This is a genomic window from Flavobacterium rakeshii, from assembly GCF_009741375.1.
GTDB lineage: Bacteria > Bacteroidota > Bacteroidia > Flavobacteriales > Flavobacteriaceae > Flavobacterium > Flavobacterium rakeshii.
The window spans coordinates 1-21,935 of the sequence record NZ_WOWP01000026.1; the positions used below are offsets into that span (position 1 = coordinate 1).

General features: G+C 35.5%; 18 protein-coding genes. 12 read left to right on the top strand and 6 right to left on the bottom strand.

Annotation, left to right across the window (positions count from 1 at the left end):
- Positions 1-144 precede the first annotated feature (144 nt).
- From acs to GN157_RS08670, 5 genes are all read left to right on the top strand, one after another.
- Entirely contained in the window at positions 145-2,052 is a 1,908-nt protein-coding gene (gene acs, locus GN157_RS08650; protein WP_157482991.1) for an acetate--CoA ligase, read from the top strand.
- Positions 2,053-2,099: 47 nt separating this feature from the next.
- A complete protein-coding gene (locus GN157_RS08655; protein WP_157482992.1) occupies positions 2,100-2,756 on the top strand; it encodes a hypothetical protein in 657 nt (218 codons plus the stop codon).
- Positions 2,757-2,839: 83 nt separating this feature from the next.
- A complete protein-coding gene (locus GN157_RS08660) occupies positions 2,840-4,153 on the top strand; it encodes an AAA family ATPase (protein WP_157482994.1) in 1,314 nt (437 codons plus the stop codon).
- Positions 4,150-5,397, top strand: a complete 1,248-nt coding sequence (locus GN157_RS08665; RefSeq protein ID WP_157482996.1) for a tetratricopeptide repeat protein — start codon at positions 4,150-4,152, stop codon at positions 5,395-5,397. The genes GN157_RS08660 and GN157_RS08665 overlap by 4 nt, the downstream gene beginning before the upstream one ends.
- A gap of 2 nt (positions 5,398-5,399) precedes the next feature.
- Positions 5,400-5,843: a DinB family protein gene (locus tag GN157_RS08670; RefSeq protein WP_157482998.1), complete on the top strand. Its 444-nt coding sequence runs from the start codon at positions 5,400-5,402 to the stop codon at positions 5,841-5,843.
- Here GN157_RS08670 and GN157_RS08675 read toward each other — a convergent pair whose 3' ends face one another.
- Entirely contained in the window at positions 5,844-6,449 is a 606-nt protein-coding gene (locus tag GN157_RS08675; RefSeq protein ID WP_157483000.1) for a 3'-5' exonuclease, read from the bottom strand.
- Between the two features lie 6 nt (positions 6,450-6,455).
- Positions 6,456-8,375: a DUF294 nucleotidyltransferase-like domain-containing protein gene (locus GN157_RS08680; RefSeq protein WP_157483002.1), complete on the bottom strand. Its 1,920-nt coding sequence runs from the start codon at positions 8,373-8,375 to the stop codon at positions 6,456-6,458.
- Between the two features lie 181 nt (positions 8,376-8,556).
- Here GN157_RS08680 and GN157_RS08685 point away from each other — a divergent pair, with 181 nt between their 5' ends.
- Complete coding sequence (locus GN157_RS08685) at positions 8,557-9,063, top strand: DUF2911 domain-containing protein (RefSeq protein WP_157483004.1); 507 nt, start codon at positions 8,557-8,559, stop codon at positions 9,061-9,063.
- A gap of 339 nt (positions 9,064-9,402) precedes the next feature.
- Here the strand turns inward: GN157_RS08685 and GN157_RS08690 are convergent, their stop codons facing one another.
- Both GN157_RS08690 and GN157_RS08695 read right to left on the bottom strand, forming a co-directional pair.
- Complete coding sequence (locus GN157_RS08690; RefSeq protein ID WP_157483006.1) at positions 9,403-11,394, bottom strand: alpha-ketoacid dehydrogenase subunit alpha/beta; 1,992 nt, start codon at positions 11,392-11,394, stop codon at positions 9,403-9,405.
- A gap of 92 nt (positions 11,395-11,486) precedes the next feature.
- On the bottom strand, positions 11,487-13,100 hold the full coding sequence (locus GN157_RS08695) for a Na+/H+ antiporter (RefSeq protein WP_157483008.1): 1,614 nt from the start codon (positions 13,098-13,100) through the stop codon (positions 11,487-11,489).
- Positions 13,101-13,253: 153 nt separating this feature from the next.
- On the opposite strand from GN157_RS08695, the gene GN157_RS08700 reads away from it, so the two are divergent.
- Together GN157_RS08700 and GN157_RS08705 are read left to right on the top strand one after the other, a co-directional pair.
- Positions 13,254-14,201: an isopenicillin N synthase family dioxygenase gene (locus GN157_RS08700; protein WP_157483009.1), complete on the top strand. Its 948-nt coding sequence runs from the start codon at positions 13,254-13,256 to the stop codon at positions 14,199-14,201.
- A gap of 8 nt (positions 14,202-14,209) precedes the next feature.
- Positions 14,210-14,557, top strand: a complete 348-nt coding sequence (locus GN157_RS08705) for a translation initiation factor (RefSeq protein ID WP_157483011.1) — start codon at positions 14,210-14,212, stop codon at positions 14,555-14,557.
- 13 nt (positions 14,558-14,570) lie between these two features.
- Here GN157_RS08705 and GN157_RS08710 read toward each other — a convergent pair whose 3' ends face one another.
- A complete protein-coding gene (locus GN157_RS08710) occupies positions 14,571-15,371 on the bottom strand; it encodes an AraC family transcriptional regulator (RefSeq protein WP_157483013.1) in 801 nt (266 codons plus the stop codon).
- A 156-nt stretch (positions 15,372-15,527) separates the two neighbouring features.
- Here GN157_RS08710 and GN157_RS08715 point away from each other — a divergent pair, with 156 nt between their 5' ends.
- The 3 genes from GN157_RS08715 (at position 15,528) to GN157_RS08725 (ending at position 18,975) form a co-directional block, all read left to right on the top strand.
- Positions 15,528-17,042 carry a succinate CoA transferase gene (locus GN157_RS08715; RefSeq protein ID WP_157483015.1) on the top strand — a complete coding sequence of 505 codons (1,515 nt, stop codon included), beginning with the start codon at positions 15,528-15,530 and terminating at the stop codon, positions 17,040-17,042.
- A 128-nt stretch (positions 17,043-17,170) separates the two neighbouring features.
- Entirely contained in the window at positions 17,171-18,016 is an 846-nt protein-coding gene (locus tag GN157_RS08720; protein ID WP_157483017.1) for a substrate-binding domain-containing protein, read from the top strand.
- A gap of 26 nt (positions 18,017-18,042) precedes the next feature.
- Complete coding sequence (locus tag GN157_RS08725) at positions 18,043-18,975, top strand: transglutaminase domain-containing protein (RefSeq protein ID WP_157483019.1); 933 nt, start codon at positions 18,043-18,045, stop codon at positions 18,973-18,975.
- Here the strand turns inward: GN157_RS08725 and ung are convergent, their stop codons facing one another.
- A complete protein-coding gene (gene ung / locus GN157_RS08730) occupies positions 18,976-19,641 on the bottom strand; it encodes a uracil-DNA glycosylase (RefSeq protein WP_157483021.1) in 666 nt (221 codons plus the stop codon).
- A gap of 121 nt (positions 19,642-19,762) precedes the next feature.
- Here ung and GN157_RS08735 point away from each other — a divergent pair, with 121 nt between their 5' ends.
- Positions 19,763-21,934 carry an endonuclease MutS2 gene (locus tag GN157_RS08735; RefSeq protein WP_157483084.1) on the top strand — a complete coding sequence of 724 codons (2,172 nt, stop codon included), beginning with the start codon at positions 19,763-19,765 and terminating at the stop codon, positions 21,932-21,934.
- Position 21,935 lies beyond the last annotated feature (1 nt).

The window sequence follows — 21,935 nt, forward strand, 5'->3', positions numbered from 1 at the left end:
ATATAAAAATATCGGCTTAAAAATATATTTTTTGCTTTATCAAAAAAATGAAGGAAAATATTTAAAAAGCCATAGGGCAATAATCTTATTATTGTATTTTTGTTAGTGTCGATATGACACTTATTAACCTAAACCGCAAGAAAAATGAGTTACTATCAGATAAAAAGTCTGGAACAATACTTTAAACACTATAATAAGTCTATTAGAGAACCACGAAAATTTTGGGATAAAATTGCCGACGAAAACTTTACCTGGTATCAAAAATGGGATAAGGTTGTAGAGTTTGACATGCAGGAGGCGGAAGTTAAATGGTTTCTTAATGCAAAAGTAAACATCACTAAAAACTGTATAGACAGGCATTTAGCTAAAAGAGGGGAAAAAACCGCTATTATATTTGAACCTAATAATCCGGATGAGGAAGCACAACATATAACCTATAATGAGCTCTATGAAAGGGTTACAAAAATGGCTAATGTGCTGCGTGATCAGGGCGTAAAAAAAGGGGATAGGGTATGTATATACTTACCTATGATTCCTGAACTGGCCATTACCGTACTTGCCTGTGCACGTATAGGAGCAGTACACTCGGTTATTTTTGCAGGGTTTTCTGCTTCAGCTGTAACATCAAGGGTACTTGATTTACAATGTAAACTGGTAGTTACTTCTGATGGTGGTTTTAGAGGAAACAAAACCATCGATTTAAAAGGAATTATTGATGAAGCGCTAGAAAAATGCCCTTGTGTAGAAAAAACTCTTGTTGTTAAACGTACTAACAGTAAAGTTAACATGAAAGAGGGTAGGGATTACTGGTTACAACCATTACTGGACAATGCTCCATCTAACAATGTTGCCGAAATAATGGATGCAGAAGATCCGTTATTTATCCTGTATACATCGGGGTCTACCGGTAAACCTAAAGGTATGATGCATACTACTGCAGGATATATGGTTTATTCGGCTTATACCTTTAAGAATATATTTAATTATGAAGAAAATGATGTGTACTGGTGTACTGCCGATATTGGCTGGATAACCGGACACTCCTATATAGTATACGGTCCGTTATTAAACGGGGCTACAACCGTAATATTTGAAGGAGTACCTTCATACCCTGATTTCGGACGCTTTTGGGAGATTATTGACAAGCATAAAGTAACGCAGTTCTACACTGCGCCAACGGCAATCCGTTCACTGGCAAAAGAAAACTGGGAATGGGTAGATAAATATGATCTTTCATCCCTTAAGATTATCGGTTCTGTAGGAGAACCTATAAACGAAGAAGCATGGCACTGGTATAATGACCACGTAGGAAAGAAAAAATCGCCTATTGTTGATACCTGGTGGCAAACTGAAACAGGTGGTATTATGATTTCGCCTATACCATTTGTAACACCAACAAAGCCTACTTATGCCACATTACCGTTACCGGGAGTACAGCCTGTACTTATGGATGAAAGACGTAATGAGATTGAAGACAATCAGGTAGTAGGTAGTTTATGTATCAAATTCCCTTGGCCGGGTATGGCAAGAACCATTTGGGGAGATCACCAGCGATTTAAGGAAACTTACTTTACTGCGTTCCCTGGTAAATACTTTACCGGAGATGGCGCCCTTCGTGATGAAGTAGGGTATTACCGAATTACAGGTAGGGTAGATGATGTTGTAATCGTATCAGGTCATAATCTAGGCACAGCACCTATTGAAGATGCTATTAACGAACACCCTGCAGTGGCTGAATCGGCTATTGTTGGATTCCCACACGAAGTTAAAGGTAATGCACTTTATGGTTTCATTACCCTTAAAGAATCAGGTGAAGACAGAAACAGGGATAACCTGCGAAAAGAAATTAACGAACATATATCAAGCCACATTGGTCCAATTGCTAAACTGGATAAAATCCAATTCGTTTCAGGTTTACCTAAAACGCGTTCGGGTAAGATCATGAGACGTATATTAAGAAAAATTGCCGAAGGTGACTTCTCTAACTTTGGAGATACCACCACATTGTTAAACCCTGAAATTGTAGATGAAATAAAAAACGAAAGAATATAGAATAACACAAATCCAACTAAAAAACTAAACAACCACCAACCAAACTAATGAACAAACACTTTTTACTGCTATTGCTGCTTATATCCTTCGCCGGATTTGGGCAGCGATACGAGTTTGATACCTATACAGAGTATCAATTCTTAAAAACAGAAAAGGCTGATGCCGAGAAAACTTTTGAATTTTCGAACTCAAAAGATAACAGTTACATACTCTCGGTACTGGATAAAGGCAAGCAGGTAACATTAACGTTCCTGCACGCTTCCGGACAAAAAGCCATTTTAAAAATGGATAAAGTCCGTTTTTTTGAAGAGGAAGATCTTATTGTTAATTGTTCTTCAACAGAGAAACAGGATTTGACATCGGCTAAAAATGCCGTAGTGAGCTTTGATTTTCAAAAGCTTAACGATACTATAATTAAAAAAGATACGCTACAGCATTATGTAATAAAAACTGTAGATAAAAAAGCTGCTGCTGAAACAGGAGAGAGGCACTTTATAATTCAAAAAAGTACCGATTTCCATCTGCCTAATGTAACGCCCGGAACTATTCCATATTTTTGCTGGGCATCGGGTAAAGAGTTACCAAGCGGTTTATTTAGGCAAACCTATATTGTTAAAGACAGTGAGTCTATCGAAAAAATGGTTCTTGTTAAATACGAGAAGCTGAGAAAGATTCTTGTTTTAGAACGGGGATGCCAATATTAAATTAAAATAATAGATTTGTGTTATTCTTTTTAGCTTACTTTTAAGCTATATATAGAATAGAGTAAAAAGAGAGAGTAATGAGTATGGATGATTCCACTATAAATAATTTAAGGGAGGCCTTAAAATATTCACCCGATAATATCCCTTTAAAAATACATTTAGCCGAAAGCCTTTTGGCACTTAACCGTTTTGAAGAAGCCGAAAAGGAGTATAAAGAACTTTTAGGAATGCAGGACAATTCGGTAATACGTTTAGGGCTTGCTACAACCTATTACAGGCAAAAACAATATGCTACCTGTAGTGTTATACTTGAAGATTCATTAAGGTTATACCCAGACAACGTTAACCTACTTGTATTGTATGCCAAAACACTTTTAAAAGAAGACATGCATGCACAGGCAAGAGAAACCTATAAGCATGTACTGGAACTTGTGCCTGCTTTTAGAGACGAAGAACTTGATGCCGAACTGCGTGCAGGGAACATACAGATTACTGAAGATGAAATTGATGATGAGTCTGACTTTCATAAATTTTTAACTAAACCTACTATAAGCTTTAAGGATGTAGGAGGGATGGATAAAATAAAGAAGGAAATAGAACTTAAAATTATTCATCCGCTTAACCACGCCGATTTGTATAAGGCTTATGGTAAAAAAACAGGTGGAGGGATTTTGTTATATGGTCCTCCCGGATGTGGTAAAACCTATATAGCAAAGGCTACCGCCGGAGAAATTAAGGCTAATTTTATTAGTGTAGGGCTTAATGATATACTAGATATGTGGATTGGTAACAGTGAGAAAAATCTGCATGAAATTTTTGAAGTTGCCCGACAAAATAAACCCTGTGTGCTGTTTTTTGATGAAATTGATGCTCTTGGAGCCAGTAGGAGTGATATGAAAAACTCGGGCTCAAGGCACTTAATTAATCAGTTTTTACAGGAATTAGACGGTATAGAGTCTGATAACGACGGTATACTTGTACTTGGAGCTACAAATGCACCTTGGCACTTAGACCCGGCTTTTAGAAGACCGGGTAGGTTTGACAGAATAATTTTTATTCCGCCACCGGATGAGGAAGCAAGAGAATCTATTTTTGAAATTAAACTGAACGATAAGCCAAAAGAAAGTATTGATTATAAAAAACTGGCAAAATCAACTCCCGATTATTCGGGGGCAGACATTGAGGCGGTTATAGATATATCTATTGAAAGTAAACTGGAGGAGTCTTTTAAAACAGGAATCCCCGAACCTATTAAAGATAAGGATATAAGTAAGGCTATTAAAGTCCATAAAGCCAGTACTAAAGAGTGGTTTGTATCTGCCAGAAACTTTGCTTTATATGCTAATGAATCAGGGCTGTATGATGATGTTTTATCTTACTTAAAAATTAAAAAATGATAACCGACGGTTTAATTCAAAAAGCAGCGCTATTATTACAGCAGGGAAGGTATAGTGAAGCAGAAAATATTTTAGGACAGTTACTTACTCAAAACCCTAACGATATTGATACACTTACGCTGTTAAGTGAAGCAAACTTTCAGCAAAAAAAATATGATAAGGCAGAAGAGTTAGTTAATAATGCTATTGCTTTAAGTCCTGATGAGAGTTCCCTTTTTTACCTAAAATCAAGGATTTATCTTTATAAAGATGAATACAAGGAAGCAGAGAAATATGCTAATACAGCTATAAGCTTACTCCCTGAAGATGAGAATAATTATGTTATTCTGTCAAATATATTATTGGCTCAAAAGAAATTTCAGGACGCACTTGATGCCGCCGACAGAGCTTTAAGTTTAGCTCCCGATAATGTATTTGCATTAAACATGAGGAGTACTGCCTTGCTAAAATTAAATAATAAAGATGAGTCTTTCAGAACTATTCAAGAGGCTTTACACGAAAATCCTAACAACGCGCACACACATGCAAATTACGGATGGGGATTGCTGGAAAAAGGAGATAAGAAAAAGGCATTAGAGCATTTTAGTGAAGCATTAAAAAATGATCCTGATAACAGTTTTGCTCAAGCCGGTATGGTTGAAGCACTTAAAGCAAGGTTTGTTTTTTACAGATTGTTTTTAAAGTATTCTTTCTGGATGTCAAACCTTACCTCTAAATACCAATGGGGTGTTATTTTAGGATTTTATTTTGGTACAAAATTTTTACAACGTGTAGCGGCAAACAACGAAACATTAAGACCATTCCTTATACCTATAATAGTACTATTGGCATTATTTGCTTTTTCTACCTGGATAATAGGACCTGTAAGTAATTTATTTCTTCGTCTTAATTTTTATGGTAAGCACCTGCTTAGTAAGGAGGAAAAAATGTCGTCTTCACTTGTTGGTATCTTTTTAGGAACATCAATATTAAGTGTTATAGGTTATTTTATAAGTAAAGATCAGGCTTTTTTAATACTCGCCATATTTACCTTTACCATGATGATTCCGGTTGGTAAAATATTCAATCAGCCCAGAAATATATTTTTTGGCTACAATATTATAATGTTCTTACTGGGAGGTTATGTTGTATTCCAAACTTTTGTAAATCATATAGTACCAGATAATATAGCTATAATATACTTTTTCGGGTTTCTTGCTTTTCAGTTTCTTGGAAACTATTTTTCTATCAATCGTAAAAACTGATTATGAAAGATTTTTTTAACGAGATGTTTGAATATACTTTTCATTTTAATGAAATGGTATTAAATGCTCTTTTGTCTTCTGAAGTTACTTTACCAGAAAAGTCATTAAAACTTATTAATCATACTATTAATGCTCATGAAATTTGGAACCACAGAATAGAGGAGAAGCCCTGTGCAACCACTGTTTGGGCAATGAGAGATTTAACCGAACTTAAACAAATTAATAAAAACAATTACAATACTTCAATTGAAATTCTTGAGTCATATGACTTTTCTAAAGCACTAAGTTATAAAAACTCAAAAGGAGATAAGTATACTAATACCGTTAAAGACATTTTGTTTCATATAGTTAACCACTCCACATATCACAGGGGACAAATAGCCACTGATTGTAAGGAGCATGGCATTACTCCATTAGTAACCGATTATATTTTTTATAAAAGATAGTTAAATCCCAAGTTTAGATTTAAGCTTTAAAAATACCAGAGCGGTAGTATATGCATTACCGGATGCTGTTAACCTATCGCTCTTTTTTATTTTAAGGGCATCACACACTTCATCAAGACTTACCTGAGTATCTTGTACATGATGTTGCCATCTTTGAAAAAGAGCATTGGTATCCATAAACGTATTTTTAAGTCGGCCCAGTTCAAGTCTTTTTAATGCCTGATTAATCATTTCTAAATCAAGGTTGATGTTATGGCTAACTAGTGTGGCATCTTTTATAAAGTTTAGAAACTGAATAATAGCTTCGGCTTCTACAAACTTTTCATCATCATCTTTAATAACATCACTAAATGCTACCGAGTGTGAATTGAATTTTTCCTGTTTTATAAAAATCTCGAAAAAGTCGCCAATCTCAATGGCATTATCATTTATACCAATAGCACCAATGGAAAGAATAACATCGTCTTTCCAGTTTAGTCCGCTGGTTTCCATATCAAAAACTACATAACGTTTATGCACTTCATGATTATCATCCTTCTCAAAATGAGCAAGGTAGTTTTTCCAAAATTGAGGTAAATTAGTTCCTATCAGCCAGTCTAATGCCATATTATATTAGTTGATATATGTAAGAGAAAAACGGTTTTTTAAAAGATCATGTATTTCATTTATAGGCTGAAAACAGTTTTTAAGTTTAAGCCTGTCAGATTTTGATAACTCTTTTAGGTTAAGGTATCTACCGTCAGAATTACTTATTAATCCTTCTTCCGTCCTAAAACGCATTAATACATTAAAAGCATCGGCACAATTAGTATATAGTTCCTCATTTTCGGGTTCAAGTTCAGCCAGTTTTTTAAAACGCTGGTATGTACCGGTAAAATCTACAAGGTTATGACTAAGAGCTAATACTCTGGCCGCATCGCCAAGAGGTTCTAAAGCTCTGTTTTTAATATCAAAAGTATCCTTGTGTTCACCGTCATTCTCTACCAAAAACTGCCTAAAAAAGCCCAATGGGGCCGGATTTTTTAATGCATCAGCCGCAAGATAAGCAAAAAACTTTTTATTCTGTTGTATGCTTTTCTCAATATTATCTGTAATAACCTGTTCTATTTCAGGAGTTCCGTATAAAAAGTCCATATCAAAAAACAGCGTACTTAACTGAACCGTTTTCTCTTCGGGAGAGTTAATCCATATATTATATTGTTTAATCCAGTCGGTTACTGATTTACACCATTTAGGATTATTGGCCATAACATCATCGGGAGACATTTCATAACCTACATTATTAAGCATTCGTACAACCTTATCGGCAAGAACAAGAAAATAACTCTTAACCGTTTCATATTCATTAGAATCTATGTCTTCAAAAATAAGAGCGTTATCCTGATCTGTTAGTAACAACTGCTCTTTACGTCCCTGGCTACCTATGTTTAACCAAACAAAACGGGCAGGAGCAGGGACTCCCATTTCTTCAATAGCAAGTTCAATAGCTCTTCTGGTAATTGCAATATTTATTTCGGCTACTATATTAGTTATATGAGATACCGGTATGTTTTTATCTATTGAATTCTGTATCAGCTCAGTCATCCTGTCACGAACAACTTTTAGCTCTTTGGCATCAAAAGCACGACGGGTTTGTTTTAATAACATGCCCGGAGTATTGGCCTGTGCAGCAACTACATCATGTTCTGATATAATACCTGTTACCTGAGATTTGTCTGTACCGTCTTTTGTAACACATAAATGACCAACATTATACTTGAGCATAAGCATTTGAGCTTCGGCTACAGAAATATTTTCAGGTACAGTTATAACGGGAGCTGTCATTATCTTATCGGCTGTAATTGTTATAGGGAAAAGTCCTGTAGCTATTTTAGAGCGTAAATCTCTATCGGTCACTATACCTATAGGTAATTGGTCTTTTTGTATAATAACACTACCTATAGAGCTGGTAGACATAGTTTTAGCTATATACATAACAACATCATCCAGATTAGCTGTTATTGGGTTTTTAGTATATTTTATAGGCTGAAAATATTGTATATCTGTAGTATGTTCAGCAAATATCATGTTTTCCGAAATCAGTTTTCCGCTATGTTCCTTATCATAAGGATTACGTGTATGAGAAGCAAAACTTTGAAGAAGAAACTTTAAAACCTCCTTGTTTTCTGTTATATAAGGCTCAAATACTGCTATAGGTACAGAGCATATAATTGAGTCTTCACGCGCTTTTGCCGTCATTAAGTAATGATTTTTAGCAAAAAACGGTCTTAATCCCAATATATCGCCTTCGTCGCATTTATCCACTAAAGTTTCTTCAGCGTCTGAGGTTAATGATAAACCAACAGCACCACTCTTAACTACATAAAAATTTTCATGTGTTTCCTCACCACCTTTAAATAGTATCTGATTCTTTTCGAGATAAATTATTTTAGATAGATTAGCTATACTAAACAATTCCTCAAAAGTCATACTACTGAAAGGGGGGAAGTGCTTTAAAAATTTAGCAACATTCTCAGCAACAGGATTTTTCATAAAAAGGCGATTTAGTAACTAAAAATACTACTTTTTAACATTCGTTGCAAAGAAATTACAATCTTATAAATCAATTGTTTGTTAAAAAAATACGCAAAAAGCTTAAAATAAAGTGAAAATAAAATTCATCATTTAATTAATGTTATTAAATTTACAGGATTAACTTTCAAAACTAGTGAACATGAAAATTTCTAAAAAAATTGCAACCGTATTGTTTACTGTATTTTTTACAGTTTTAGCCAGTGCTCAGGATAAAAAACCATTAAGTCCGGCAGCATCAGCATACGGAAAAATAAATGAGGCTAACATCAATATTATTTACAGTAGCCCGTCTGTAAAAGGAAGAGAAATATGGGGCGGACTTGTTCCTTACGGTCAAGTATGGAGAGCAGGTGCAAATGCTCCAACAGTATTTGCTGTTGACAGAGAAGTTACAGTAGAAGGAAAAAAACTTCCTGCAGGTAAATATTCTTTTTACATAATTCCTGAAGAAGGAAACTTCACAATCATTTTTGGTAAAGACAGAAGCATGGCTGCTTCAAAATATGATTCTTCACAAGATCAGCTTCGTGTAACAGTTAAGCCTAAAAAGAAAACAAACCTAACTGAAAGCTTAGAGTACAGCGTTAACAGTAACAATGTAACTTTAACTTGGGAGTATCTTGAAATTCCAATCAGTGTAAAATAATAAAGATTTTTACTTTATCAAAACTCCGCTTAATACAGGCGGAGTTTTTTTATTTACATATCCTTTAATAGGCTAGTCTTATTTATTATTTTATTTTACATAATGTATATTATATTTCAAATGTAATATTTAAAAAAAATAGAACAGATGGTCTATTTCATTCCTTTAATATTATATCAAAAGTCTTTATAAAACAATTATAAAATCTGTTACCTAATATTGTAACGATACTTATTTAAAGTCATTATAAATTTGTAGCACTAATTTAAAAATTAGCATTAGTTAAATTTTACCTCTGCCGAATTTTGGGGGCAATAAACCGGCAGAGGTTTTTTATTTTTAATAATTTACTAATTGTAGTAATTCAGACTCAAATCTGTTTTTTGGTAAATATTGATCTTCAAGCGCTTTTGTAAACGGAATTGCTGTTTCAATACTACCAACACGTTTAACCGGTGCATCAAGATATTCAAAACAGTTTTCCATTATCATTGCAGATATATCACTGGCAATTCCTCCAAAAATTGTATCCTCCTGAAGTATAATTGCTTTACCCGTCTTTTTAACCGAATTATAAATAGCTTCGGTATCTAATGGTTGTAATGTTCTTAAATCCAATAAATCGGCTTTTATATCAGTATTCTTTTCTAAAACTTCCAAAGCCCAGTGCACACCGCTACCAAAAGATATAATCGTAACATCATTCCCTTCTTTAAGTAATGACGCTTTACCAAACGGTAATGTATAATAATCTTTAGGAACATCCTGATAAATACTTCTATATAAGGCTTTGTGTTCAAAGAACATAACCGGATTAGGGTCGTTTATGGCTGTAGCCAGTAAGCCTTTAGCATCATAAGGGAATGCCGGATAAACCACTTTTAAGCCTGGTGTTTTGGTAAACCAAGCCTCATTTGTTTGTGAGTGAAACGGTCCCGCCTGTACACCTGCTCCACAAGGCATTCGTACTACAACATCGGCATTTTCCTGCCATCTGTAATGAACTTTTGCTAAATAGTTTACAATTGGGTTGAATCCTGTAGAAACAAAATCGGCAAACTGCATTTCAATAACCGACTTGTATCCGTTAATGGAAAGTCCCATACCTGCAGAAACAATAGCCGATTCACATATAGGTGTATTCCTGATTCTGTCTTTACCAAACTCGTTTACAAAGCCGTCTGTAATTTTAAATGCTCCACCATATTCGGCAATATCCTGTCCCATTATCACAAGGTTATCATGACGCTCTAAAGACTGTTTTAATCCCTGCGAAATTGCGTCAATCATCCTTACATTATCAACTTCATTATTTGAGTTAACTTCCTGATATATAAATTCTTTGTAAACATCATCTAATTCTTCACTTAATGATACTTCTATAGGTTCTTCGTTAGATGCTAACTGATAATTTTCATCAATTTCTTTTTTAAGTTCGGCCCTTATAGCTTCATCTTCTTCATCAGTAAGTAACCCTTCTTCCTTTAGGTAATTTTTATAATTATCCACCGGATCTTTAACTGCCCACATATCCATCAGTTCCTGCGGAACATACTTAGTACCACTCGCCTCTTCATGCCCGCGCATCCTGAATGTTTTAAACTCCAGTAAAACCGGACGCGGATTTTCTCTTACAGAATCTACTATTTCATTTAGTTTGTTATAAACTTCAAGTATATTGTTACCATCTATAATATGAGATTCTATACCATATCCAACACCCTTATCGGCAATATTCTCACATCTGTACTGCTCATTGGTTGGTGTAGATAGTCCGTAACCGTTATTTTCAACAACAAAAAGTACCGGTAAGTCCCATACAGCAGCGATGTTAAGTGCCTCATGGAAATCTCCCTCACTAGTAGCTCCTTCCCCTGTAAATACAGCAGTTACTTTGCCGTTATCTTTAAGCTTATTGGCAAGTGCTATACCATCGGCCACACCTAACTGCGGACCTAAATGGGATATCATTCCAATAATCTTATACTCCTGTGTTCCAAAGTGAAACGATCTGTCACGACCTTTAGTAAAGCCATTAGCTTTACCCTGCCATTGCGAGAACAATCTGTATAATGGTATATCTCTCCCCGTAAATACACCTAGATTACGATGCATTGGAAGAATGTATTCATCTTTATTAAGTACAGAGGTTACCCCAACAGAAATTGCTTCCTGCCCTATACCGGAAAACCATTTTGATACTTTGCCCTGACGGATAAGAATAAGCATCTTCTCCTCTATCATTCTGGGCTTTAATAGCTTTTTATATAAATCAAGTAATGTTTGATCGGATAAATTTTTTCTGTCGAATTGTAGTGTGCTGGTAATCATAAATGGTTTTGAATTGACTCTTCAAATGTATAAAAAATAACAATACAAGAATTAAATGTTATAATTTTAAAATTTCAATCGTTTTAGTTTAATCAATGTCTGTTTAAACGTGCTTCTTCTAAATCAAGGTTGTGTTCTAATATACGTAACACTTCATCATCATATTTCTTTTCAAGTTTCAGTTTGTGTAAACCGTCTCTTCTTAACGCAACAAGCTCTATCATTATATTACGATATAATTTCCTTACCGATGACAGTGCTTCTCTTTTCTCCTCCTCTTCCATAGTTCTTTCGGTAGCTTCAATGCTTCGTAAAAGCTGTTCTTTAACCCTTGATATAGTTTCAAATTCTTCCATTTCTTCAGCATATCTGTCATCCAAATAAGCTACCGAATCCTTTGCCAGTCGTAATCTAATCTCTTCAATCTGATCATCCAGCGGTACAAAATCATCAACTTCTTCTACTTTTAATTTAAGTAGCTTAATGATGAAAGGTAGTGTTAGCCCCTGAAAAACAAGAGTAATAAGTATTACTACAAAAGTGATAAACAATATCAGGTTTCTGTGAGGGAAAGGTTCGCCATTATCTAAGGTTAATGGTATTGCTAAGGCTGAAGCTAGGGAAACTACGCCTCTCATCCCTGCCCACCCTACCATGAAAGGTAATTTAAGTCCGGGAGATTTTTCTTTTTGGCGTATTCTTTTGGATAATAACCTTGGTATAAATGCCGAACCGTATACCAAAACAATTCGCAATACAATAACCAATAAGGTAATTATAAGTGAATAGTAAATAGCATCTTGCAGAGTATATTGATTTTTAATACCGTCTACAATTGATGGTAACTGTAATCCTATAAGTATAAATACAAATCCGTTTAACAGGAAACCAACTGTAGCCCAAACCTCTGTAGCCTGTATTCGTGTATGGTAGTTAAGAAAATCGTGCGACCTGAACGAAAGAAATAATCCGCCACTTACCACAGCAAGTACACCACTCCATTCAAGCTGTTCGGCAACAATATACATCAAATAAGGAGCTATAAGTGTTATTGGTGTTGTAATGCTTGACGATTTTACCCAGTAACGTAGAATAAGATACAGTATGTGCGCAATAACCAGCCCCACAAATACACCCATTACAGCAAGTGAAAAGAAATCTATAGCAGCTTCTTTAAGCACAAACTGTCCTGTTAGTACAGCTGCCAGTGCAAACCTAAATACCGTAAGTGATGCCGCATCATTAACCAAACTCTCCCCTTCCAGTATAGACAATCCTCTTTTAGGTACACTCATTCCTTTTAAAACCGAATTGGCCGCAACAGCATCGGGCGGAGAAATAATTCCGCCAAGTAAAAATCCTAATGCCGGAGTAAAAAACGGAATTATAGCTACAGATACCAATGCTACTCCAAGCGATGTTGCCAATACAAGTCCAAATCCCATAATCATTATAGAGCGTCGCCATTTCCAAAACTGTTGCCATGAGGTATACCAGGCTGCCTCAAAAAGTAATGGTGGCAGGAATAACAGAAATACCATTTCGGGTTCTATTTTTATATCGGGCATGGCAGGTATAAAACTAATTGCCAGACCACCAATTACAAGAAAAATAGGATATGAAATTTTTAATTTCTGGCTTAACAGGTATAAAATTGCCATGGTAAAAAACAGTACCAGGATGAGCAGTAGGTTTTCATGTATCATGTTATCAAAATTAGTAACTGTTTTATTATTTACCACAAAAAAATCATAGTGTTTATTACTGCTTTTATATTTTTAACTTTTACAGAAATAATTATTTTACCTTTGTTATATGCTTAGAAAAGCGACAATATAAAACATCAATTAACTGAGTTTATGCAAAACATCCCCAGTGTAGATTTGCGTGATTTCCTTTCGGACAACCCGGAACGCAAGCAAAAATTTGTAAATGAAATCGGTAAGGCATACGAAGACATAGGCTTTGTAGCACTTAAAGGTCATTTTCTTGACCAGGAACTTGTAGACAGGCTTTATGCTTCTGTAAAGGATTTTTTCAATCTTCCGTTAGAAACTAAAGAACAGTATGAAATTCCGGGAATTGGCGGACAGCGTGGTTATGTATCCTTTGGAAAGGAACACGCCAAAGGTCGTAAAGAAGGTGATTTAAAAGAGTTTTGGCATTTTGGACAGTATTTGGATCCAAGTTCAAAGTACAATGAAATATACCCTCCAAATGTTGATGTTAAAGAACTGGCAGACTTTAATACTGCCGGAAAAGAAACATATAAAATGCTTGAAAAAACAGGAATTTATGTTTTAAGGGCATTATCCATTTATCTGGGTATTGATGAGTTTTACTTTGACAAGTACGTATCTGAAGGAAATAGTATATTAAGACCGATACACTACCCTCCTATAACCGATGAACCTAAGAATGCGGTAAGGGCTGCTGCTCATGGAGACATCAACCTTATAACACTACTTATGGGGGCTCAGGGACGTGGTTTACAGGTACAAAACCATGATGGTGAATGGATTGATGCCATAGCCCAACCGGATGAGCTTGTAATTAATGTAGGCGACATGCTTTCAAGGCACACTAACAATAAACTAAAATCGACTATACACCAAGTAGTTAACCCTCCAAGGGAGTTATGGGGTACTTCACGTTATTCCATTCCGTTTTTTATGCACCCTGTGGCTGACATGAAGCTTAACTGTCTTGAAAACTGTATCGATGAAAATAATCCTAAGCAGTTTGATGATATTACAGCCGGTGAATTTTTACATGAACGACTTGTAGAACTGGGGCTTATAAAATAAAAGAGATTATGGGAAAGAAATTAAATAGTTTAGAAGATCTTGGCGGATTTGTTTTTTCGACCAATAAGGATTTCGAATTTGAAAACGAAGAAACAACAGAAACTCCCGAAAATGGTGAGCAAAGACTTGAAGCCCATCTTGATAAAAAGAACCGTGGCGGTAAAATTGCCACTGTTATAAAGGGCTTTGAAGGTAATGATGATGACCTTAAAACCTTGGCGAAAAAACTAAAAACGCTTTGTGGCGTGGGTGGTACAGCTAAAGACGGAGAAATTATTATACAGGGAAACTTTAGGGATAAAATAATGGAGTACCTAAATAAAGAAGGTTATAAAGTAAAAAGGGTGGGCGGATAATACCTCTTCCCTATTACTCTAATATATTACGCCCGTTAGCATATTCTGACGGGCGTTGTCTTAATATCCTGTAAAAGGTATTACTAAATGTAGGTAAACTGTTATACCCCACGGCAAGCGCCACATCACTTACCTGCATTTCCTTATTCTGTAATAGTTCTACCGCTTTTAGCATACGGGATATGGTAAAAAACTGAATGAATGACATCCCCATATCCTTTACAAAAATGCGATGTAGTGTTCTTGTGCTTAACCCGAATTGATTTGCCAGTCCTGAAAAAGTAATATTATCACTTAAATGATTAGCTATATAATCGGTAACCTTAATAAGACGACTGTCTTTTGCAATTGGTAATGATAATGACAGGTTAGTCCCCGATACTTCCGGTAATAAAACCTTTAATGCTTTTGCTATAACATAGTTTCGGTTATCAGGCTGTAGATTCCCTTTCCATCTGTTAGTAAACAGTAAAAGACTCAATAATAAGTCGTTTACCGGATATATCCCTTCTTCATCATAAAAATCCAAATCATTTTTCTCTACAGGGAAATAAAGGTTACGCATCATTACATCTTCAGAGTTAGGATGTATGCTGTGCTCTACTCCCGGCGGTATCCACATATAATGCCTTGCAGGTAAAAAGTAAGTGTTTTTTTTGGTTTTCACATACGCTATACCCCCTTCAACATATAAAAACTGAGCCTTGAAATGCGTATGTGGCGGAATAAGTAACTCCCCCATTAAATCATGATGACAATATATACTTGTATTGTCCCTATCTACTTCAGTTATATAATACTTATCTGTAGTCATAAAAAGATACTGTCTTAAATGAATAAATATTTGTCTTTTACAAATATACGGTCAATAAAACGTTTTCGTAAAATTGCCATATACAATTACGAAAATAGAATTATAGCACTATAATTATTTAATTATAATCAATTTTTCGTCTAAATAAATTCGTTTATGCAAATTGACAGAATAAAATATCAGGGCTACAAAGATAAGATTATAACCGCCGAACAGGCTGCCGCATTATTTAAAGATAAGATGACTGTAGGTTCCAGCGGATTTACAAAAGCAGGCGACAGTAAAGCCGTTTTACCTGCCTTTGCCACCAGAGCTGCAAATGAAGACATAGCGATTACACTGATTACAGGTGCATCATTAGGACATACTACAGATAGTGATTTAGCTCGTGCCGATGCTTTATATAAAAGAATGCCTTTTCAGGTAGATTCGGTATTAAGAGAAAAAATAAACAACGGTTCGGTATTTTTTATTGACCAACATTTAAGTGAAACTGCCGAATTATTAAATAATAAACACCTCCCTCCTCTTGATATTGCTATTATTGAAGCTTCTCAAATTGACAGTCAAGGTAATATAATCCCTACTACATCAATAGGTAACTCAGCTACATTTGCAAAACTGGCAAATAAAGTTATAATTGAAATAAATACCTCTATACCTATTAATTTCAAAGGAATACATGATATAGTTATCCCCGGTGAATATCCTGTTAGGGATATATTGCCTATTACCAGCGTTAATACAAGAATAGGAAAAGAGTACATACATGTAGATCCGGAAAAAGTTGCCGGAATTGTATTTACAGAACTCCCTGATAGTCCGGCACAGGAAACATCTTCAGACGATAAAACTGAGGCCATAGCCAACCATCTGATAACATTTTTTGAAAACGAAGTCAAATCAGGCAGGTTAACTGAATCGCTATTACCATTACAGGCAGGTATTGGTAAAATAGCAAATGCGGTGCTTTCCGGCTTTTCAAAAGGAAACTTTAAGCATTTAACAATGTACTCTGAAGTGTTACAGGATAGTACTTTTGAACTTATCGATTCGGGTATTATGGATTTTGCTTCGGCTTCTTCCATAACTGTTTCAAAATCATGTTACGATCACCTTATGGCTAATTTTGATGATTACAAAGATAAGATTATTCTTAGACCACAAAACATAAGTAATGCCCCTGAAGTTATCCGCCGACTAGGAGTTATAGCTATCAATACTGCTATTGAATTTGATATTTACGGTAACGTAAATTCTACCCATATTACAGGTTCAAAAATGATGAATGGTATTGGCGGTTCCGGTGACTTTGCCCGAAATGCATACCTGAGCATTTTTGTATGTCCTTCAGTATCAAAACAAGATAACGCAATCTCTCATGTTTTGCCTATGGTTTCTCACGTAGACCATACAGAGCATGATGTTGATATATTAGTGACCGAAAACGGACTGGCAGATTTGCGCGGACTTGCTCCTCGTGAACGAGCCTTACAAATAATTAATAATTGTGTTCACCCGGATTACCGTGAAGTAATACAAAGCTACTATGAAAGAGCCTGTGAACGTGGCGGACATACACCTCATTTACTGGAAGAAGCATTTTCATGGCATTTAAACTATGTAAATAATGGCACCATGAAAGCGCTTTGTACAGCCGAGAATTCATAATTTCCAAATGTTGCAATTTGTTTCAGTATCCCTAAAAGGCTTTATGCATTTTAGAGATTTTTTATGCCTGTAAAAGTTTTGAGGCATATTATTCTATTATTACCTTTATCTTTTTAATAAAAGTAATAATGACCACATTAAAAATAGCAGGTGTACCGGAACACTTTAATCTACCCTGGCATTTATGTATCCAGAATAACGAATTCGCTAATCACAGTATTGATTTACAATGGACTGACGTACCCGAAGGTACCGGAAAGCTATGCCAGATGCTTCGCAATGGTGAAACTGATATTGCCGTTATTTTAACGGAAGGTATTATTAAGGATATTGCTGCCGGGAACGACTCTAAAATTGTTCAGGTATATGTAGATTCTCCGCTTATATGGGGAATACACGTAGCTGTAGATTCTGCTTATCAAAACATTAACGATATTAAACAGGGTAAGGTAGCCATAAGCCGTTATGGATCGGGTTCTCATTTAATGGCTTTTGTAAATGCCGAAAATCAGGGATGGGACACCTCAAAACTTGATTTTGAAATCGTAAATACCATAGATGGCGCTGTAGATGCATTGACCCATGGAAAAGCCGATTACTTTATGTGGGAACGATTTATGACAAAACCTTTGGTAGATAACGGTATATTTAGGCGTGTGGGCGACTGCCCTACTCCATGGCCTTGTTTTGTAATAGCCATAAGAAATGAGGTGTTACAAAATACCCCTAATGCTATAGGTACGATTCTTGAGGTAATCAATAATAAAACTGCTAGCTTTAAGGAAATTGAAAACATCGATACTGTTTTAGCCGATAAATACAACCAGAAAGTTGAAGACATAAGAGAGTGGTTAAAACTAACCGAATGGTCACAAACGAAACTGGATAAAACTACGTTTGATAAAGTACAGGATCAGTTAGTACGCCTGAATATTATTGAGAACAAAACATCGTTTGAAGCAGTAACCGGATAAAAACCCGGCGTTTTGTTGAAAAAGAAATGGCAAAAATAAATTCCGAATCCATTAGAAAGTTTAAAAGCAAGCTTCAGGTAAAGAAGCCCTGGGATTCTATTATCATTTTTGTACTGAATATACTTATTGCCATTCCGCTTTTTATAATATTACACCAAAACCTTATTGACCCTAACTGGCCTTTACATTTAGACAGGGTTTTAATATTTGTTGTTTTGGTTGTAGTCATTCAGCTTATTTTAAGGCTTTTAAAGACAGTTCTTATTGTTTGTATATTCTTTTATCTTATTGCTCTTGTATATGGCTCTATTTTTGGAAAATATGGTTTTAATGCCGTTTTTGAAGACTACAGATCCATGGTATATGCAATGGCAGACAGCCCTAATCCGCAGGATGTTATTGTATCTAAGCTACTCCCCTTCCCTAATAAATCTAAAACGCTTGATGCAATAGACTTCAATAACCCTAAGGTTAGGAATTTTGCGCTTTCTGCCACCAGAAAATACTTTAACGAGGTAAAAAGTAATAGGAAAGACAGACTGTTAATACAGTGTTTTGCTGTATTTAAGGAAATACGAAATAAGTGGAATTATGTAAACGACCCAAAAGGGCGTGAATACATAGCTTATGCCTCAGAGTCTTTACAGCATTTTTCGGGCGATTGTGATGACCACGCCATATTAATGGCGGCCTGTATAAGAGCTATTGGCGGAACTCCACGCCTTATTCACACGGGAGGGCATTTATATCCAGAAATGCTTGTAGGTAACAAAGCCGATTTAGAAACAGCCAATTACCTTATAAAAGAAGTATTGTTTGTAAATGAAAGTCGTGGCAAGGAAATACATTACCATATAGACGAACGTGGCCAGATATGGCTTAATTTAGACTATACGGCAATGTATCCCGGTGGTCCTTTTATGTCGGAAGAGATACTTGGAGCATTAACTCTTGAATAATTACCAGTTAATCTCCTTTTTAGCCTTTTCCTTTAAAAATTCATTGGTTTTACTGAAATGTTTATTACCAAACCAAAGTCCTCTGTTAGCACTTAATGGCGACGGGTGACCTGTTTCCAGTACTAAATGTCTCTGCCTGTCAATACGTGCACCTTTCTTTTTAGCAAATCCGCCCCAAAGCAGAAAAACAACATCTTTCTTTTCATCTGATATTTTCTGAATAACAGCATCGGTAAATGTTTCCCAGCCTTTACCCTGGTGGCTTCCGGCTTCACTCTGCCTTACCGTCAAAACTGCGTTAAGTAAAAGCACACCTTGGTCAGCCCAACGCTCCAGGTTTCCTGTTTGCGGAAAAGGTTTACCTAAATCGGCCTCAATTTCCTTAAAAATATTGATTAATGACGGAGGCATTGGGATGCCGTCACTTACCGAAAAACACAACCCATTTGCCTGTCCGGGTCCGTGGTAAGGATCCTGCCCTATAATAACCACTTCAACCTTATCAAAGGTACAATGGTCAAATGCCGAAAATATCTGGCTACCTTTTGGGTAACATGTAGCTTGGGTATATTCCTGTTTTACAAAATCTATTAAGGAATTGAAATAAGGTTTTTCAAATTGATCTGATAAAACCCCATTCCATGAAGGATGTATTTTAACCTGCATTATTAGTTTGGATTTTTCACAAATATAACCATTACAGATAAAAGGCTCTATAAAGCTTTTTAAAGTTGTATAAATAGCGTAAATATGTAGTATTTTTGTATAAAATTTGCTGAAGAATAAAATGATTACCATTACAGATAAAACCCTTAAAGATTTAGAATTTAATACCATACTTGAGACTGTTGCCTCTAGCTGCACTACAGAGAACGGCAAGGAAAAAGCTATGAATATTGCTCCCTTTAAAAATGATACGGAGCTTATGCTGGCTTTAAAACAGACGTCTGAGTATGTTTCGTCTTTTGATAATAATAATGCACTACCTAACCACGGATTTGAATCTATTACAAACGAAATAAAATTCCTTTCGATTGAGGACAGTTACCTTGAAGCTCCTGCTTTCAGGAAAATTTCCAATATATCAGACACCGCAAATACTCTTATTAAATTCCTTGAGAAATTTGAGGAATACTATCCTTCACTCTACAAAAGAGCTCTTGATGTTGAATACACCAAGGAAATTGTAAAGAGTATTGATAAAGTTATTGACAAGTACGGAGAAATTAAAGATAATGCTTCTCCTGAGCTTGAGATTATACGCAAGGAAATGAATGTGGTTAAAACCAAAATTAACCAAAGTTTCGCTATGGCGTTAAGTCAGTATAACGGCTTAGGCTACCTTGATGATATTAAGGAAAGTGTTGTTGAAAACCGCAGGGTACTTGCTGTTTTAGCAATGTACAGGCGAAAGGTAAAAGGTACTATTATGGGCAGCTCTAAAACCGGTAGTATAACATATATTGAGCCTGAAGCGACTTTAAGATATTCCCGCGAATTGAACAACTACGAATATGAAGAGAAAGAGGAAATTAAGCGTATTTTAAAACAGTTAAGTGATATAATACGTCCTTTTGTTGCGCTATTGCAGGAGTATCAGGAGTTTTTAACTGATATAGATGTAGTTTCCGGTAAGGCTAAATATGCCCGAAGGATCAATGGACTGTTACCGAAAATTACTTCCGAAAAAAGAATGTTTTTCAGGGAAGCCTTCCATCCTATTCTTTATCTTAACAACAAACAGAAAAAAAAAGAAACCTATCCGCAAACTATTGAACTTACACCTGATAACAGGATTATAGTTATATCTGGACCAAATGCCGGTGGTAAGAGTATCACACTTAAAACAATAGGTTTGTTACAACTAATGCTACAATGTGGTTTACTAATCCCTGTACATGAGCGTAGTGAAACTTTTCTTTTTGACAGAATACTAACAGACATTGGCGATAACCAGTCTATAGAGAACCATTTAAGTACTTATAGCTACCGCCTTAAAAACATGAATTACTTTTTAAGGAAATGTAATGATAAAACACTTTTCCTTATTGATGAGTTCGGTACAGGATCAGACCCTGAACTTGGTGGTGCATTGGCAGAAACTTTCCTTGAAGAATTTTATAACCGTGAAGCCTTTGGTATCATTACCACTCACTATACCAATCTTAAAATGCTGGCTAACGAATTGCCTTTTGCTACAAACGCTAACATGCTTTTTGACGAAAAGTCACTTGAACCTATGTATAAGCTAATACTAGGACAAGCCGGTAGTTCATTTACATTTGAGGTAGCTCAGAAAAACGGCATACCTTTTGGACTAATAAACAGAGCTAAAAAGAAGATTGAAAAAGGAAAAGTTCGTTTTGATAAAACAATAGCTAACCTACAAAAGGAACGCTCCAAACTTGAAAAAACCTCACAAACCCTTAAAGAAGAAGAAGGAAAAGCACGAGAGGAAAGCAAAAAAATGGAGAGTATAAACAGTAAAATTCAACAAAAGCTGGAAAGCTACCAGGAACTGTATGACTCCAATCAGCGCCTTATTTATATGGGGCAAAAACTGGATGACATTAGTGAAAAATACTTTAACAATAAAAACAAGAAAGAGCTTATTGGCGAATTCCTTAAAATGGTAGAGATTGAAAACTCAAAGCGTAAAAAACTTACTACTAAGGAAAAGAAAGCTAAAGAAGTTGTACAGAAAAAGGTTGTTGCCGAAGTAAAAGAAAAGGTGGAAGAAATACGTAAAGAAAAGAAAGAGAAAAAAATAAAAGAACAATCTGTAGTAAAGCCAAAGGCTATTATACGAATTGGTGACAGAGTTAGAATGATTGACGGTAAAGCTGTAGGTACTCTTGATAGTATTGAAAAAAATAAAGCTACCGTAAATTACGGCATTTTCACCTCTAAGGTTGACCTTGATTCTTTAGAGCTTGTAGAAGCCATTAAAAAGAAGTAAA

What these genes read in the sequence shown, in the direction of transcription:
- acs (WP_157482991.1), top strand. Translation starts at nt 145, where the DNA reads ATGAGTTACTATCAGATAAAAAGTCTGGAACAATACTTTAAACACTAT.
- GN157_RS08655 (WP_157482992.1), top strand. Translation starts at nt 2,100, where the DNA reads ATGAACAAACACTTTTTACTGCTATTGCTGCTTATATCCTTCGCCGGA.
- GN157_RS08660 (WP_157482994.1), top strand. Translation starts at nt 2,840, where the DNA reads ATGGATGATTCCACTATAAATAATTTAAGGGAGGCCTTAAAATATTCA.
- GN157_RS08665 (WP_157482996.1), top strand. Translation starts at nt 4,150, where the DNA reads ATGATAACCGACGGTTTAATTCAAAAAGCAGCGCTATTATTACAGCAG.
- GN157_RS08670 (WP_157482998.1), top strand. Translation starts at nt 5,400, where the DNA reads ATGAAAGATTTTTTTAACGAGATGTTTGAATATACTTTTCATTTTAAT.
- GN157_RS08675 (WP_157483000.1), bottom strand. Translation starts at nt 6,449, where the DNA reads ATGGCATTAGACTGGCTGATAGGAACTAATTTACCTCAATTTTGGAAA.
- GN157_RS08680 (WP_157483002.1), bottom strand. Translation starts at nt 8,375, where the DNA reads ATGAAAAATCCTGTTGCTGAGAATGTTGCTAAATTTTTAAAGCACTTC.
- GN157_RS08685 (WP_157483004.1), top strand. Translation starts at nt 8,557, where the DNA reads ATGAAAATTTCTAAAAAAATTGCAACCGTATTGTTTACTGTATTTTTT.
- GN157_RS08690 (WP_157483006.1), bottom strand. Translation starts at nt 11,394, where the DNA reads ATGATTACCAGCACACTACAATTCGACAGAAAAAATTTATCCGATCAA.
- GN157_RS08695 (WP_157483008.1), bottom strand. Translation starts at nt 13,100, where the DNA reads ATGATACATGAAAACCTACTGCTCATCCTGGTACTGTTTTTTACCATG.
- GN157_RS08700 (WP_157483009.1), top strand. Translation starts at nt 13,254, where the DNA reads ATGCAAAACATCCCCAGTGTAGATTTGCGTGATTTCCTTTCGGACAAC.
- GN157_RS08705 (WP_157483011.1), top strand. Translation starts at nt 14,210, where the DNA reads ATGGGAAAGAAATTAAATAGTTTAGAAGATCTTGGCGGATTTGTTTTT.
- GN157_RS08710 (WP_157483013.1), bottom strand. Translation starts at nt 15,371, where the DNA reads ATGACTACAGATAAGTATTATATAACTGAAGTAGATAGGGACAATACA.
- GN157_RS08715 (WP_157483015.1), top strand. Translation starts at nt 15,528, where the DNA reads ATGCAAATTGACAGAATAAAATATCAGGGCTACAAAGATAAGATTATA.
- GN157_RS08720 (WP_157483017.1), top strand. Translation starts at nt 17,171, where the DNA reads ATGACCACATTAAAAATAGCAGGTGTACCGGAACACTTTAATCTACCC.
- GN157_RS08725 (WP_157483019.1), top strand. Translation starts at nt 18,043, where the DNA reads ATGGCAAAAATAAATTCCGAATCCATTAGAAAGTTTAAAAGCAAGCTT.
- ung (WP_157483021.1), bottom strand. Translation starts at nt 19,641, where the DNA reads ATGCAGGTTAAAATACATCCTTCATGGAATGGGGTTTTATCAGATCAA.
- GN157_RS08735 (WP_157483084.1), top strand. Translation starts at nt 19,763, where the DNA reads ATGATTACCATTACAGATAAAACCCTTAAAGATTTAGAATTTAATACC.